The organism is Variovorax sp. E3, assembly GCF_016082275.1.
Taxonomy (GTDB): Bacteria; Pseudomonadota; Gammaproteobacteria; order Burkholderiales; family Burkholderiaceae_C; genus Variovorax.
Genome location: NZ_MOWM01000012.1, coordinates 85572 through 100217, shown reverse-complemented (window position 1 = coordinate 100217; position 14646 = coordinate 85572). Strand labels below are relative to the sequence as shown.

Annotated in this window: 14 protein-coding genes and 1 pseudogene; 7 read left to right on the top strand and 8 right to left on the bottom strand. The window is 69.3% G+C overall.

Translation table 11 applies throughout. The features are described 5' to 3' along the window. The 3 genes from BMG07_RS07345 to BMG07_RS41700 form a co-directional block, all read left to right on the top strand. A partial coding sequence (locus BMG07_RS07345) for a response regulator transcription factor (protein ID WP_198083997.1) occupies nt 1–260 on the top strand: 260 nt, incomplete at its 5' end. Nucleotides 261–276: 16 nt separating this feature from the next. After that, a complete protein-coding gene (locus tag BMG07_RS41705; protein WP_269758740.1) occupies nt 277–1197 on the top strand; it encodes a hypothetical protein in 921 nt (306 codons plus the stop codon). Continuing rightward, nucleotides 1194–2120: a sensor histidine kinase gene (locus tag BMG07_RS41700; protein ID WP_269758739.1), complete on the top strand. Its 927-nt coding sequence runs from the start codon at nt 1194–1196 to the stop codon at nt 2118–2120. The genes BMG07_RS41705 and BMG07_RS41700 overlap by 4 nt, the downstream gene beginning before the upstream one ends. Before the next feature lie 18 nt (nt 2121–2138). Here BMG07_RS41700 and BMG07_RS07335 read toward each other — a convergent pair whose 3' ends face one another. The 5 genes from BMG07_RS07335 to BMG07_RS07315 form a co-directional block, all read right to left on the bottom strand. Continuing rightward, a complete protein-coding gene (locus tag BMG07_RS07335; RefSeq protein WP_198083996.1) occupies nt 2139–2480 on the bottom strand; it encodes a hypothetical protein in 342 nt (113 codons plus the stop codon). A gap of 31 nt (nt 2481–2511) precedes the next feature. Continuing rightward, nucleotides 2512–3999: a DegQ family serine endoprotease gene (locus BMG07_RS07330; protein ID WP_198083995.1), complete on the bottom strand. Its 1488-nt coding sequence runs from the start codon at nt 3997–3999 to the stop codon at nt 2512–2514. A 102-nt stretch (nt 4000–4101) separates the two neighbouring features. Beyond that, nucleotides 4102–5433, bottom strand: a complete 1332-nt coding sequence (locus BMG07_RS07325; protein ID WP_198083994.1) for an ATP-binding protein — start codon at nt 5431–5433, stop codon at nt 4102–4104. After that, the gene (locus BMG07_RS07320; protein ID WP_198083993.1) at nt 5430–6089 is read right to left on the bottom strand and encodes a response regulator; all 660 of its coding nucleotides are present in this window, start codon (nt 6087–6089) and stop codon (nt 5430–5432) included. The genes BMG07_RS07325 and BMG07_RS07320 overlap by 4 nt, the downstream gene beginning before the upstream one ends. An 87-nt stretch (nt 6090–6176) precedes the next feature. After that, nucleotides 6177–6947 (bottom strand): IclR family transcriptional regulator C-terminal domain-containing protein, encoded by a 771-nt coding sequence (locus BMG07_RS07315; protein ID WP_198083992.1) that lies wholly within the window; start codon nt 6945–6947, stop codon nt 6177–6179. Between the two features lie 146 nt (nt 6948–7093). Here BMG07_RS07315 and pobA point away from each other — a divergent pair, with 146 nt between their 5' ends. Beyond that, complete coding sequence (gene pobA / locus BMG07_RS07310; RefSeq protein ID WP_198083991.1) at nt 7094–8275, top strand: 4-hydroxybenzoate 3-monooxygenase; 1182 nt, start codon at nt 7094–7096, stop codon at nt 8273–8275. A 9-nt stretch (nt 8276–8284) separates the two neighbouring features. On the opposite strand, the gene BMG07_RS07305 is transcribed toward pobA, so the two are convergent. The 3 genes and pseudogenes from BMG07_RS07305 to BMG07_RS07295 form a co-directional block, all read right to left on the bottom strand. Then, the gene (locus tag BMG07_RS07305; protein ID WP_198083990.1) at nt 8285–8698 is read right to left on the bottom strand and encodes an SRPBCC family protein; all 414 of its coding nucleotides are present in this window, start codon (nt 8696–8698) and stop codon (nt 8285–8287) included. Nucleotides 8699–8763: 65 nt separating this feature from the next. Further along, a complete protein-coding gene (locus BMG07_RS07300; protein ID WP_198083989.1) occupies nt 8764–9678 on the bottom strand; it encodes a helix-turn-helix domain-containing protein in 915 nt (304 codons plus the stop codon). A 36-nt stretch (nt 9679–9714) separates the two neighbouring features. Continuing rightward, nucleotides 9715–12042: pseudogene (locus BMG07_RS07295) on the bottom strand (xanthine dehydrogenase family protein molybdopterin-binding subunit). A 230-nt stretch (nt 12043–12272) separates the two neighbouring features. Here BMG07_RS07295 and aat point away from each other — a divergent pair. The 3 genes from aat to BMG07_RS07280 are packed head-to-tail and all read left to right on the top strand — an operon-like array spanning nt 12273 to nt 14641. Then, entirely contained in the window at nt 12273–13028 is a 756-nt protein-coding gene (gene aat / locus BMG07_RS07290) for a leucyl/phenylalanyl-tRNA--protein transferase (RefSeq protein WP_198083988.1), read from the top strand. Then, entirely contained in the window at nt 13025–13774 is a 750-nt protein-coding gene (locus tag BMG07_RS07285) for an arginyltransferase (RefSeq protein ID WP_198083987.1), read from the top strand. Before aat ends, BMG07_RS07285 begins: the two co-directional genes overlap by 4 nt. A gap of 30 nt (nt 13775–13804) precedes the next feature. Beyond that, on the top strand, nt 13805–14641 hold the full coding sequence (locus BMG07_RS07280) for an IclR family transcriptional regulator (RefSeq protein ID WP_198083986.1): 837 nt from the start codon (nt 13805–13807) through the stop codon (nt 14639–14641). Nucleotides 14642–14646 lie beyond the last annotated feature (5 nt).

Here is a 14646-nt window from a genome sequence, read left to right as displayed (position 1 = left end):
GCACCGGCCCCTCGGCGGCCGCCAGGCCCGCGGCCCCGGCGCCCTACGGCGCCAGCATCCGGCCCGAGCGGCTGTCGCCGCGCGAGTTCGAGGTGCTCGACCTGGTCTCTCGTGGTTTCACCTATGTCGAAGTCGGCACGCAGATGGGAGTCTCCGCATCCACGGTCCAAACCCATATCCGCAATATCTACGGCAAGCTGGATGTGCACAACAAATCGGAAGCGGTGTTCGAGGCCCGCAATCTCGGCTGGCTTCCCTAGCCTGATCGCCCGGAGGGTGCGCCGGTGGCTGCTGGCGCTGCTGTGGCTGCCGATGCTGGCCATGGGCCCCCTCGCGCATGCGGCGCCCGAGGCCATGGACGTGGCCTTCGCCGAAGCGACGCTGGAACCCGACGGCCTGCCGCCCGAGGTTCGCCGCGTGCAGTTGCCTTTTCGCTGGGACCACGAGTTTCCCGGCCGGGGCGGCAAGGCCAGCTACCGCATCGACCTGCCTGCGTCGGCGGTGCCGGCGGGCGCGCCTTCGGTGCTGCTGATGTCGGGCGTGGGCAACCAGGTCGCCGTGCTCTTCAACGACGCGCTGGTGGCCAGCTTCGGCACGCTGGGCGACTCCGGCTACGACGCCGCCAAGGGCAACGAGCTGGTGCATGTGGCGGCCGCGCTGCATCACGAAGGCCGGCCGCAGGTGCTGCTCGTGCGCACCACCATCCAGCGGCAGCGCGGGGCCGGGCTGGCGAGCGTGCAGTACGGCACCGAGGCCTCGCTGGCGCCCATCTACCGCTCGCAGCAGAACTGGCGCAACACCTCGGCCATCGTCTATGCCGTGAGCCTGCTGCTGATGGGCGGCATGGCCGGCGGTCTGTGGCTGCGGCAGCGCGACGCGCTCTACGGCTGCTTCGCGCTGGCCGCGCTTTCCGGCATTGCGCGCAACCTCGACCGCGTGTGGCCCGAGGTGCCGGTGCCCTGGCCGCTGTGGGGCGCGGTGGTGGCGGTCTGCTATGCGGGCCACATCGGGCTGATCGCGCGCTTCGTGCTGCTGGTGCTGGAGCGCAACCCGCCGTGGCTGGTGCGCTCGATCTACGCCGCGCTGGCGACGTCGGTCACGCTGGCCTGTGCCTCCTTCGCCTTCGCGCTGCCGAAGCTGTGGACCAGCGGACTCGTCATCCTGCAGTTCACGAGCATCATCTGCCTGCCTACGTGATCCACGGCGCGCTGGTGGCGCGCCGCCGCATCGCGGGGGTGCTGATGGCGGCGGGCACGCTCGCCATCCTGGCCGGCGCGCACGACCTGCTGCTGGTGCGCATGGGCCTGTTCGGCGGCGCCTACTACACGCTGACCGCGCACGCGATGTTCTTCTTCGTGATGATCCTGGCCGGCCTGGTGGTCGAGCGCTACAGCCGCACGGTGGCCGACTACAGCGCGCTCAACGCCAGCCTGGCGGCCCGCATCGACGAGCGCGAGACGCAACTGCGCGGCGCCTTCGAAACCGTGCGCCAGCAGCAGCAGGAACAGGCCGTGCTGCTGGAGCGCCAGCGCATCATGCGGGAGATTCACGACGGCGTGGGCTCGCAGCTGGTGGGCCTGCTCAACGTCGTGACCCAGCCCGCGCCCGACCGCGTCGTGGTCGAGGAACACGTGAAGCTCGCGCTCGACGAAATGCGCATGGCCGTCGATTCGCTGCAGCCCACGCACGACGACCTGCCCACCGTGCTGGCCACCTTGCGCTACCGGCTGCAGCCGCGCCTGGACGCGGCCGGCATCGAGCTGGTGTGGGACGTGGCCGTGATTCCGCCGATGGCGCCCTTCGCCGCGCAGGCGGCGCTGCAGTTGCAGCGCATCCTGCTCGAGGCCTTCACCAACGTGCTGAAGCACGCGTCGGCCACGCGCATCGTGATGCACGCGAACTGGCATGGCGAAGAGACGCCGCCGCTGGTGCGCATCGTGCTTACCGACAACGGCCGGGGACTGCCCGCCGTGCCCGACACGGCCCGACCGCCTGGACACGGCATTTCGAACATGCGGGCGCGCGCGCAATCGATCGGCGCGAAGCTGCGAATCGAAACCGCGAATGAACAAACAGGCGGCACGCGCGTGCTGCTCGACTGGCCCTGCGTGCTGGCCTGACGAAACGCGCCGCGCGGCTCAGCGCAGCGCGAACGCCAGCGTGACGGCGCCCAGCGCCAGCAGCGCCAGGCCGGCGATGAAGACCGCCTCGCCCCAGCGCTCCAGCCGCGCGCCCGACCGGCGTGAGCGCATCGAGATGAAAGACAGCAACGCGCTGGCCAGGAAGACCAGCGCGTCCACGGCCAGCAGGCGGTCGATGAGCAAGCGCATGTCGTCGCGCGGCCCGAGGTGCCCGATCGACATCACGGTCATGCACACGCCGATCATGGTGGCCGACGTGGGCAGGATGTGGGCCGAAAGGCCGCCGCCCGGCACGCGCTCCCGGCTCGGGTCTTGAGGCGACTGGCCGGGTTGCTTCATCCGGCTGCCGCCTCGTTCTTCGCCGGGTCGGTCAGCCGATGCGCACCGGCACGAAGATCTTGTCTTCGCCGCGCTGGATCAAGAGCGCCACCGACTTGTTGGTCGCCTTGGCCACCACCTCGCGCACCTGCTCCACGCTTTGCGCCGGCGTGCCGTTGATGGCCAGCAGCACGTCGCCGGCCTGCACACCCGCCTGGGCCGAGGGCCCCGCGGCGTCCTCGATCAAGAGCCCGGTGTCGATCGAGGTCTCGCGCTTTTCCTGCGGCTGCAGGGGGCGCAGCGCCAGGCCCAGCTTGCCCTGCCCTGCGTCGGCGTCGGCCTTGGCCACCTTGGCCGGCTTGTCGCTTGCGTCGCCGAGCTTGGCCTCCAGCTCCTGGCGCGCACCCTGGCGCCACACTTCGAGCGTGACCTTCTTGCCCGGCGCCTGCTGGCCGATCACCGCGGGCAGGTCGCCCGACGAAACGATCGGCTGGCCGTCGACCTTGCGGATCACGTCGCCCGCCTTCAGGCCGGCCTTGTCGCCGGGGCCGCCCTTCTCGATGTTCGAGACCAGCGCGCCTTCGGGCTTGTCGAGCTTGAACGACTCGGCAAAGGCCTGGTTCACCTCCTGCACCGCCACGCCCAGCCGGCCGTGCGTGGCCTTGCCGGTGGCGACGATCTGGTCCTTCACCTGGATCGCCACGTCGATCGGGATCGCGAACGACAGGCCCTGGTAGCCGCCGCTGCGGCTGTAGATCTGCGAGTTGATGCCCACCACCTCGCCGCGCGTGTTGAGCAGCGGGCCGCCGGAGTTGCCGGGGTTCACGGCCACGTCGGTCTGGATGAACGGCACGTAGCTGTCGTCGGGCAGCGAGCGGCCCTTGGCGCTCACCACGCCGGCCGTCACGGTGTTCTCGAAGCCGAAGGGCGAGCCGATGGCCAGCACCCATTCGCCGACCTTCAGGTCCTTGGTGCTGCCCAGCGCGAGCACGGGCAGGTTCTTCGCGTCGATCTTCAGCACCGCAATGTCGGTCTTGGCGTCGGCGCCCAGCACCTTGGCGCGGAACTCGCGGCGGTCGGTCAGCTTGACGGTGACTTCCTTGGCGTCCTTCACGACGTGGGCGTTGGTGATGATGATGCCGCTCGGGTCGACGATGAAGCCCGAGCCCTGGGCGCGCACCGGCACGTCGCGCGGCTGCTGGTGCTGGCCGCGCGGGTTCATCTGGCCCTGGAAGCGGCGGAAGAACTGGAACATCGGGTCGTCGGGGTCGATGCCCTGGACCTCGGCGGCGGCCTCGTCGTCCGACGCCTTCATGGTGCCGGTGACGCTGATGTTGACCACGGCCGCGCCGTCGCGCTGGGTGATGGTCGAGAAGTCGGGCAGCGTGACCATGGCCGCGGGCGCGGAGCTGGTCACGTTGGTGGTCGGCGCACCCACGGCACGGGCACTGGTGTAGGCACCGGCACCGACGGCACCGATCACACCCGCGCTCGCCAGGGCAATCACCAGGGCGCGGGGCGAAGTCAGACGGGAGTTCATTTGTCGGTTCCTTTCAAGGCGTATGGACGCAAACACGATGAAAGGAATGTCGTCTCGCTGACTTAAGCACCGCTTAAACGGCGCTGCCCCTGGCCAGGGGGCTCAGGCGCGGGCCGGAAAGCGCACGCGCACGCGCAGGCCGCCCAGGCTCGGCGAGGCATCGAGCGCCAGCGTGGCACCGTGCAGATCGGCGATCGACTTCACGATGGCCAGGCCCAGGCCGCTGCCGGGCGCCTGGGTTTCGCCCGAGCGGTAGAAGCGGTCGAGCACGCGCTCGCGCTCTGCTTCAGGCAGGCCGGGGCCGCTGTCGTCGACGCTGAGCTCGACCGCGTCGTCGCGCTTGTCGATGGCGATGTCGACGCGGCCCTCGACGGGCGTGTACTTCACCGCGTTCTCGAGCAGGTTGCGCAGCAGCATGCGCAGCGCCTCCGACTGACCGCTGACGATCGCCGCGTCGGCGTGCGTGATGCCGATGTCGATGCCGCGCGCCTGCGCCGCGGCCACCGCGTCGGACACCGCGAGCCGCGCCACCTCCGACAGGTCGACCGGCTCGGGCGTGGCGCCCGCGGCCATGCTGGCCTCGTGGCGGGCCAGCGCGAGCATCTGCTCGACGAGGCGCGTGGCGCGGTCGATGCCCGCGACCAGCCGGCCCACGGCGATGTCGCGCGAGGCATCGTCGGGCGCTCGCTGCAGGCCCTGCACCTGCAGCTTCAACGCGGCCAGCGGCGAGCGCAGTTCGTGCGCGGCATCGGCGACGAAGTGCCTTTGCGCGTCGAAGGCATGGCGCACCCGGTCGAACAGCAGGTTGAGTTCCTGTACCAGCGGGCGCACTTCTTCCGGCAGGTTTTCTTCGCTCACCGGCGACAGGTCGTCGGCCTGCCGCGACGCCACCTGCTTGCGCACGCGCGCCACCGGCGCGAGCGAGCGGCTCACGACCCACCACACGACCAGCATCAGCAGCGGCGCCATCAGCGCCACCGGTGCAATGGTGCGCAGCGCCAGCGTGCCGGCCATGTGGCGCCGCGCCGCCATGTCCTGCGCGACCTGGATCACGAGGCCGCGCGTCTGCATCGAGAACACGCGGTAGGTGGTGCCGCGCGCATGCACGTCGGCAAAGCCCAGCACGGCCAGTTGGGGTAGCGCCGCCTCTTCGGCCGATTCGAAGATGCGCACGCCGTCGGCAGTCCACACCTGCACGACGAAATCGAAGTTCTGCTCGCCGGTGCCGATGCCGCCCACCGCCGCGCTCGGCGGCAGGCCGGCGCGCAGCGACAGCGCCATCTGCTGCATGTGGTAGTCGAAGATGTCGTCGGCCTCGGCGAGCACGGTGCGGTAGGCCACGAGCGCCTGCGCACCGGCGGCCAGCACGATGGCCGCGAGCAGAAACCACAGCAGCCGGGCGCGCAGCGACCCGGTCAGGCTGTTGCGCCTCATACCTTCGGCACCATGTAGCCGACGCCGCGCACGTTGCGGATCAGCTCGGCGCCGAGCTTCTTGCGCAGGCCGTGCACGTAGACCTCGACGGCGTTGCTGCTGATTTCGTCTTTCCAGCTGTAGAGCTTTTCCTCGAGCTGGGCGCGCGACAGCACCATGCCGGGCCGCGCGAGCAAAGGCTCCAGCACGGCCCATTCGCGCGCCGACAGCACCACGGGCTGGCCGGCCACCGAGACTTCGCGCGTGGCGGGGTTGATGCTCACGCCCATGTGTTCGTACACCGGCTCGGCGCGCCCGGCCGCGCGGCGCAGCAAGGCGCGGATGCGGGCGAGCAGTTCGTCGAGGTCGTAGGGCTTGAGCATGTAGTCGTCGGCGCCGGCATCGAGGCCTTCGATGCGCTGCTGCACGGAGTCGCGCGCGGTGGCGATGAGCACGGGCATGCGTTGCTTGCGCGCGCGCAAGTTGCGCAGCACTTCGAGGCCGTCGCGGCGCGGCACGCCCAGGTCGAGCATCACCAGGTCGTACTGCTGGGTACGCAGGGCCGACTCGGCGGCCTCGCCGTCTTTGACCCAGTCCACGGCGTACTGCTCGGCACGCAGCAGGTCGAGCACGGCCTCGCCGATCATCACGTCGTCTTCGAGAAGGAGGAGTCGCATGGTTGTGTCCGTTTCGGGGATTCGAGATGCGGGGCGGGGCTAAAGTTCAGCTGCGGCCGGCGGCGATTCGAAGAGCAGCCTTGCATTTCAGAGCAGCGAGCGCACTTCGCGCGCGGCCTCGAACAGGAGAGGCAGCATGTCGCGCTGCAACGCCTCTTCCTGGTAGCGCGTGCCCGACAGCACCACGTTGAGCGCGGCCACCGTGTGACCCTGCATGTCGCGCAACGGCACCGCCAGCGCCTGCACGCCCAACTCGTGTTCTTCGCTGGCAAAGCAGTAGTCGTCCTTGCGTGCGCGGGCAACCAGCTGCCGCAGGCCGCGCGCCTGCGTCACCGTTTGGGGCGTAAGGCGCGCCAGGTGACGGCCCTTGAGCCACTGCGTGAACGCAGTGGGCGCCATCGCGGCCAGCAGCACGCGACCGGTCGAGGTCGCATGCGCCGGCAGCCGCGCGCCGAGGTGCAGACCGTAGGCCAGCACGCGCGTGGGCGTGCCGTAGCTGCCGCTGCGCGCAACGATCACCACCTCTTCCCCGTCGAGCACCACCGCCGAGTACGACTCGCCGGTCTGCGCCGCCAGCCGGTTCAGCGTGGGCTGCAGCGCGCGCGGCAGGCGCGACGACGCCAGGTAGCTGCCCGAGAAGCGCAGCACCTTCGGCGCCATCCAGAAATAGCTGCCGTCGGTTTCCAGGTAGCCCAGGTGGGCCAGTGTCAGCAGGTGGCGGCGGGCCGCCGCGCGCGTGAGGCCGGCGCGCTCGGCGGCCAGGGTGGCGTTGAGCCGCTGGCGCTCGGTGTCGAAGCTTTCGAGCACCGCCATTCCCTTGGCGATGCCCTCGATGAAGTCGGCTTTGGCGATGGTCATTCGGTCGTCGGATCGTCGTTCGGGTCGAAGTGTTGCGCGATCATCGCGCACGCGTTCGCATGATCGCACAGAGCATCGCGCCCCGGCACCACAGACGGCCGGGCGCGCCCTACGCTCCACGAAACACCTCTCGGAGACATACGAACATGCGCACCCAGGTCGCGATCATCGGCGCCGGCCCCGCCGGACTTCTGCTCGGTCAACTGCTGCACAAGGCGGGCATCGACAACGTCATCGTCGAGCGCCAGAGCGGCGACTACGTGCTGGGACGCATCCGCGCCGGCGTGCTCGAACAGGTCACCATGGACCTGCTGGCACGCGCCGGCGTCGACGTGCGCGCCAAGGCCGAAGGGCTGCCGCACGAAGGCATCGAGCTGCTGTTCAAGGGCGCGCGCCACCGCATCGACATGCACAGCCTCACGGGCGGCAAGCAGGTCACGGTGTACGGCCAGACCGAAGTCACGCGCGACCTGATGGAAGCACGCGAAGCCGAAGGCCTGACCACGATCTACAGCGCGGCCAATGTCAGCCTGCACGACTTCGATTCGGCCAAGCCGCGCGTGCGCTATGAGAAGGACGGCCAGACGCACGAGATCGAATGCGACTTCATCGCCGGCTGCGACGGCTACCACGGCGTGAGCCGCGCGAGCGTGCCGGCCGACGCGATCCAGACCTACGAGAAGGTCTACCCCTTCGGCTGGCTCGGCGTGCTGGCCGACGTGCCGCCGGTGTCGCACGAACTCATCTACGCCAACACCGGGCGCGGCTTTGCGCTGTGCAGCATGCGCAGCGCCACGCGCAGCCGCTACTACGTGCAGGTGCCGACCGAGGAGCGCGTGGAGAACTGGAGCGACGAGGCCTTCTGGAACGAGCTGCGCGCGCGGCTCGACCCCGAGGCGCGCGAGCGGCTGGTGACGGGCCCGTCGATCGAGAAGAGCATTGCGCCGCTGCGCAGCTTCGTGGCCGAGCCGATGCGCTTCGGCTCGCTGTTCCTGGCGGGCGACGCGGCACACATCGTGCCGCCGACCGGCGCCAAGGGGCTGAACCTCGCAACCGCCGACGTGGGCTACCTCTCGCGCGCGTTCGAGATCTTCTACGGCGAGAAATCGGCCTCGGCGCTCGACCGCTATTCGGACCTGTGCCTGCGCCGCGTGTGGAAGGCCGAGCGCTTCTCGTGGTGGTTCACCTCGCTGATGCACCGCTTTCCGGAAACGGGCGCCTTCGGCCAGAAGATCCAGGAAGCCGAGCTCGACTACCTGGTGCACTCGCACGCGGCCTCGACCTCGCTGGCCGAGAACTACGTCGGCCTGCCGCTCGAAGACTTCTAGGCGGCGAATCTAGGCAGCCGGCACCGGGCGCCCTTCGAGCGCCGCCTTCATCGCCACGCCGCCCTGCACCATCATCGGCTCGATGTACGCAGCCATGGCGTCGGGCAGCACGTCGGTGATCCAGACGAAGCGCGAGCGGCCCGGCCCTTCGGCGAACACCTGCGCCGACGCATGATGGTGGCTGGCCTTGCCGCCGGTGACGGTGTAGGCCAGGCGGCGATGCGCGTCGTCGATGCCCACCAACGCCTCGCGCGCGACGAGGCCGTTGGCGAAGGTGAGCACGCGGCCGCCCTCGGCGTCGATCGTGCAGGCGGTGAGAAAGCCCGGTGCGAGCCGGGTGTGCACCGCGTTGAAATCGCGCAGCGCGTCCCACACGTGGGCGGCGTCCGCCTCGACGATGAATTCCTTGTAGATGGTGGCCATGGCGGTTCCTTGGCGTCAGAGGCAGACCGCATGGAAGCGGCGGCTCGCGGCGAGGTCTTCGGCTGTCAGTCCGGTGGGGGCGTACATGATGGTTTCCTGCTCGATGAATGGATCAGGCGGTCATCATGAAAGAGCGTGGCCAGGCGGTCTTGGAAAATCTTGCGATCGCCCCGGGCCGCCTTGCGGAAACCGCCGGGCGACACCCCGGCCGCGCGGTGGAAGGTGCGCACGAAGTTGCTGAGGTCGGCAAAGCCGACGTCGAGCGCGACCTCGGTCACGGGGCGGCTGTCGTCGTCGGCCAGCAGGCGCGCGGCATGGCGCAGGCGCGAGCGCACGAGGTACTGGTGCGGCGTGACGCCCAGCACCTGCGAGAACAAGCGCAAGAAATGAAAGGCGCTCAGGCCCGCCTCGGCGGCAGCGCCGTCGAGCCCGATGTCGTGCTGCGAGTGCGCGTCGATCCACATCGCGGCATCGACCGCGCGGCGGCGGTCGCGCGGCAAGGCGGCGGGCGCCGGCCTGGGCTTGGCGCGGCCGGACACGACGTCGACGAAGCGGCTCGCGAACCACATGCCCAGCTCGTCCAGGCCCGCGTCGCCCTGCCCGTCGGCCGCGGCCTGCGCGAGTTCGCCGATGACCACGAGCTCGGCCAGCGGCGGCAGGCCGCCAGTGCGCCAGGCCTTGCGGTCGCCGCCGATCAGCTCGACGAAGCCTGGCGACAGGTGGAACGCGAGGCACTCGTCGCCGCACACGTGGTTGTCGTGCGTGCAGACGTATTCGTCGCCGGGGCATCCCACGAGCACCGAGCCGGCCACGAGTTCATAGGCCCGGCCGCGCGTGCGGTAGCCGAAGCTGCCCTTGCGCACGTACGAGACCGAGTAGCCCTCGTGCAGCTCGGTGAAGGGCTGCGCATCGGGGCCCGCGTCGCAGCGGTAGCTGGCGACGCGGATGAGGTCGGTCTGGCGTTCGGTGGTGACGAGCATGGCGTGCCGCGCCTTTCGACGCCCGGTGCGTGGCGCTCAGTCGACCGTCTGCATCGCCTGCCACACGCGCGCGGGGCTCAGCGGCATGTGCAGTCGCGGCGCGCGCGTGGCAAGGCCGTTGCGCGCGAAGGCGTCGGCCACCGCGTTCACGATGGCCGGCGTGGCGCCGATGGTGCCGAGCTCGCCCACGCCCTTCACGCCCAGCGGGTTGTTCTTGCACGGCGTGGACTCGTCCATTTCCATGTTGAACATGGTGCTCACGATGTCGGCGCGCGGCGCGGCGTAGTCCATCAGGCTGCCGGTGACGGGCTGGCCGGTTTCGTGGTCGTACACCACCTGCTCGTACAGCGCCTGCCCGATGCCCTGCACGGCGCCGCCCTCGAGCTGGCCGCGCACGATCATCGGATTGATCACGCGGCCCACGTCGTTGACGGAGCTGTAGGCGACCACGCTGATTTCGCCGGTGGGCGGGTCGATCTCGATCTCGCAGATGTGGCAGCCGTTGGGCCAGGTCGGGCCGGCCACGGTGCTGGTCGAGTCGACGAAGATCTCGCGCTCGGGCTGCTTGCCCGCGAGCGTGAACAGGTCGAGCTCGAGGTCGGTGCCGGCCACCGAGAAGACGCCGCGCGTGTAGGTGATGTCGTCGACGGCGGCCTCGAATTCTTGCGCCGCGAGTTCGCGCGCCTTGTCGATGGTGCGTTCCGCGCCGATGCGCACGGCCGAGCCGCCGGTGAACAGCGAACGCGAACCGGCGCTGCCGAAGCCGTCGCCGCGGTCGGTGTCGCCGAGCACCACGCGCACCTTGTCGATGGGCACGCCGAAAGCGTCCACGGCCAGTTGCGCGAGCGAGGTGGCAATGCCCTGCCCCATGGCGTTGACGGCCGAGAACACCTCGATCACGCCGTCGGCCTGCACCGAGACCGTGACGCGCTCCTCGAACACGTTGCCGCCCGTCCATTCGAGGAACGTGGCGATGCCCAGGCCGCGGTGCCTGCCCTGGCTGGCCGATTCGGCGGCGCGGCCCTCGAAGCCCTGCCAGTCGGCCAGCGCCAGCGCCTGGTCCATGACCGACTCGAAGTTGCCCGTGTCGTAGGTCTGCGCCATCGGGTTCTTGTACGGCATCTGCTCGGGGCGGATGAAGTTGCGCCGGCGCAGCACGATGCGGTCGATGCCGGTTTGCCGCGCGGCCTCGTCCATCAAGCGCTCGATGGTGAAGATGGCCTCGGCCGGCCCGCGCCACGGTAGGCGCCGGTGGGGGCGGTGTTGGTCAGCACCGCCTTGAAATGGAAGTCGATGGTCTGGATGTCGTAGACGCTGGTCTGCACCCAGGGGCCGATCAGCAGCTGGATCGCCACGCCGGTGCCGGTGGCGTAGGCGCCGACGTTGGCCAGCGTCTTGATGCGCAGTGCAAGGATCTTGCCGTTGGCGTCGAGCGCCATTTCAGCGCGGGCCTCGATGTCGCGCCCGTGCGCGCTCGACAGGAATTCCTCGCTGCGGTCGGCCACCCACTTGACCGGGCGATGCACCTGCAGCGCCGCGAAGGCGACCGCGATGTCTTCGGGATAAGCGCCTGTCTTCATGCCGAAGCCGCCGCCGACATCGCCCACCACCACGCGCACTTTTTCTTTCGGCAGGCCGATGGCCGCGCACACGGAATCGCGCACGCCCGAAGGCATCTGCGTACTCATGCGGATCGTGAGGCGGCCGCTCTCGGCGTCTTGCACCGCGAGCACCGAACGCGGCTCGATGGTGAGCGCGACCACGCGCTGGTTGTTCACGTCGAGCGCCACCACGTGGCTGGCCTTGGCGAAGGCGGCCGTGGCGGCCTCGCTGCTGCCGTGGCGCATTTCGGCGGCGATGTTGCCGGAGGCTCGTCGCACAGTTGCGGCGCGCCGTCGGCGGTGGCGCTGGGGAGGTCGACCACCATCGGCAGGTCGTCGTAGTCGACCATGATGGCTTCGCACGCATCGCGCGCCTGCTGCACCGTGTCGGCCACCACCGCCGCCACCGCTTCGCGACGAAGCGCGCGCGCTCGTGCGCCATGGCGTAGCGCGGCGGGCTGGCGCTGTCGCTGCCGTCCGCGCGCTTGAACCCGGCGGCGCCCGGCATGGGCTTGACGCCGGCCTCGGCCATTTCCGCCCCCGTGATCACGCGCAACACGCCGGGCATGGCGGCTGCCGTGCTGGTGTCGATCGAGCGGATCCGCGCGTGCGGATAGGAAGACCGGAGGAAAACAAGATGCGCCTGGTCGGGCAGCGTGACGTCGTCGGTATAGCGTCCGGCCCCTGCCAGCAGGCTCTCGTCCTCGAGGCGGCGTACCGCCTGGCCGCTGCCGAAGCGGGTGGGATTGGGTTCAGTGGTCAACGTGGTCCTCTTGTGCTGATCCCCGGCGCGAAATGCCTGCCTGCCGGGTCCGCTGTGGGTACTGCGAATGCGAGCTGAGCACTATATGGCCTTCGACGGGTCTTGTGGGTATGCCGTGCCAACGGATGCAACGCCAGAGCGGCTGCCTGATAGACAAGACAAGACCCCGGACGTACGCGATTTTCCCTCAACTGGATTCAGTTTTAGCGAAGCCGTGTATACCTACGGCCATGCAACAACTGCCCTGGCTCGAACCCGGAGACACCCTGCCCGACCCCGCGTCGGCATGGGGCATTGCCGACCCCGTGCCCGGCCTGCTCGCGGCCGGCGGCGCGCTCGATGTCGATACTCTGATGCAGGCCTACAGCAACTGCGTCTTCCCGTGGTTCAGCGAGGACCAGCCGATCCTGTGGTGGAGCCCCGACCCGCGCATGGTGCTGCAGGTGGCGGACTTCAAGCTGCACCGCTCGCTGCGCAAGACGCTGGCGCGCTTTGCCGAAACGCCCGGCTGCGAGGTGCGCATCGACCACGACTTTCCGGCCGTGATTTCCGCCTGCTCGCGCTCGCCGCGCGTGGGCCAGTCGGGTACGTGGATCGTGCCCGACATGGTGAAGGCCTATACGAATTTGCACAAAGCCGGCCACGCCCACAGCGTCGAGACCTGGATCGACGGCAAGCTGGCCGGCGGCCTCTACTGCGTGGCGCTGGGCCGCGCGGTGTTCGGCGAATCGATGTTCACGCGCCAGCCCGACGCCTCGAAGATCGCGCTGGCGGCGCTGGTGTCGCTGTGCCGGCACGCCGGCGTGCGCATGATCGACTGCCAGCAGAACACCGCCCACCTGGCCAGCCTGGGCGCCCACGAAATGCCGCGCAAGCGCTTCGTCGCCCATGTGGCCGAGGCCCGGCGGCAGGAGGGGCCACAGTGGCGATTCGAGCCCGTATACTGGAATGAACTCCTTTCCGCGCGACCTCCTCTTTCGACGTGACGCACCTCAAGGATCTTCCGCTTCACACGCTGCAGTTCTATGCGACGGCGCCCTATCCCTGCAGCTATCTGCCGGATCGCCAGGCACGGTCGCAGGTGGCCACGCCCAGCCACCTGATCCACAACGACGCCTACTCCGACCTGGTGCTCAGCGGCTTCCGGCGCAGCGGCATGTTCACCTACCGGCCCTACTGCGACGGCTGCCGCGCGTGCATTCCGCTGCGGGTGCTGGCCAACAGCTTCCAGCCGACGCGCAGCCAGCGGCGCGCGATGAAACAACATTCCGATCTGCAGGCGCGGGTGCTCAAGCTGTGCTTCGTGCCGGAGCACTACCAGCTCTACCTGCGCTACCAGAACGGCCGCCACGCCGGCGGCGGCATGGACCACGACAGCATCGACCAATACACCCAGTTCCTGCTGCAAAGCCGGGTCAACTCACGGCTGGTGGAGTTTCGCGAGACCCTGCCCGACGGCAGCGCGGGCGCGCTGAAGATGGTGTCGATCCTCGACGTGCTGAACGACGGCATCTCGGCCGTCTACACCTTCTACGAGCCCGATACCAGCGCCGGCTATGGCACTTACAGCGTGCTCTGGCAGATCGAGCAGGCGCGCAAGCTGGGCCTGCCGCACGTCTACCTGGGCTACTGGATCGAGCACAGCCCGAAGATGAACTACAAGGCGCGCTTTTCCCCGCACGAAGTGCTGGTCGACGGACGGTGGCAAGCGCCTGACGATTTCACAAGGTAAAATGGCGCTGGGTCATCACCGCAGAGCGCCATGAGAAAAAACCAATCAGACATTCCCGCTGTTCCCGTGATCCAGGTGATCGAGCGCATGTTCGCGCTGATCGATGTCCTGGCATCGCGCGAAGAGGCGATTTCGCTGAAGGAGATCAGCGAAAAGACCGGGCTTCACCCGTCGACCACGCACCGCATCCTCAACGACCTGGCCGTCGGCCGCTTCGTCGACCGGCCCGAAGCGGGCAGCTACCGCCTGGGCATGCGCCTGCTGGAGCTGGGCAACCTGGTCAAGGGCCGGCTCAACGTGCGCGACGCGGCGCTGGGCCCGATGCGCGAACTGCACAAGCTGACGCAGCAGCCGGTCAACCTGAGCATGCGCCAGGGCGACGAGATCGTGTACATCGAGCGCTCCTACAGCGAGCGCTCGGGCATGCAGGTGGTGCGCGCCATCGGCGGCCGCGCCGCCCTGCACCTGACCTCGACCGGCAAGCTGTTCCTGGCGGCCGACGACCCGCAGCGCGTGCGCAGCTACGCCACGCGCACCGGCCTGGCCGGCCACACGCGCAACAGCATCACCCAGCTGCCCGCGCTCGAGCGCGAGCTGTCGAAGGCGCGCCAGTACGGCATTGCCCGCGACAACGAAGAGCTGGAACTGGGCGTGCGCTGCATGGCCGCCGGCATCTACGACGACCAGGGCAAGCTGGTGGCGGGTTTGTCGATCTCGGCGCCGGCCGACCGCCTCGACGAAGGCTGGCTGCCCAAGCTGCAGGCCACGGCCAATGAAATCTCGGGCGCGCTGGGCTTCAAGGACGGCATGGCCGCCACGCCAGCCGCTGCTGCTGCGGCGAACGCCGGCCCCTCCACGGGCGCCTGACGGCA